This is a genomic window from Mesorhizobium sp. M7A.F.Ca.CA.001.10.2.1 (assembly GCF_003998575.1).
Classification (GTDB): domain Bacteria; phylum Pseudomonadota; class Alphaproteobacteria; order Rhizobiales; family Rhizobiaceae; genus Mesorhizobium.
Genome location: NZ_RZQY01001334.1, coordinates 1 through 485 on the forward strand (window position 1 = coordinate 1; position 485 = coordinate 485).

The 485-nt window shown below is 65.6% G+C and carries 1 protein-coding gene and 1 pseudogene; both read left to right on the forward strand.

Translation table 11 applies throughout. The features are described from left to right. Positions 1-253, forward strand: a pseudogene (locus EN964_RS36940) (protease modulator HflC); the annotation flags it as partial. A 6-nt stretch (positions 254-259) separates the two neighbouring features. Then, positions 260-448: a DUF2065 domain-containing protein gene (locus tag EN964_RS36945; protein ID WP_023813072.1), complete on the forward strand. Its 189-nt coding sequence runs from the start codon at positions 260-262 to the stop codon at positions 446-448. Positions 449-485: the final 37 nt, after the last annotated feature.

Genomic DNA, 485 nt, shown 5'->3' on the forward strand with positions numbered 1-485 from the left:
GCGCAGCGCCACCTTCGCGGGAGCCTATCAGCGCGATCCGGCCTTCTTCGACTTCTACCGGTCGATGAATGCCTATGGCACGGCGCTGGACAACACCGGAACGACGATGGTGCTGTCGCCGAACTCGGAGTTCTTCCGCTTCTTCCGCAATCCTGACGGCAGCGAGGGGCCGGCAAAGCCGGCTTCGCCTGCGCCAAACGCTCCGGCGACGGCACCCGCCGCGCCGGCGGCACAGCCCAGCACCGGCCAGTAGCGGCCGGTGCAGGATTTTCTTGCCGCCATGGGCCTGGTCCTTGTCATAGAGGGTCTAGTCTATGGCGGTTTTCCCGGCCTGGCCAGGAAACTTGCCACCGAAGTGCTGTCGCTGCCCGAGAACGCGCTGCGGATCGCCGGACTGGCGGCGATCGTGATCGGCGTCGGCATCGTCTGGCTGGTACGGGGCGCATGACGGCGGCGATGATTTATCCTCTGCCGATAGTCATAGC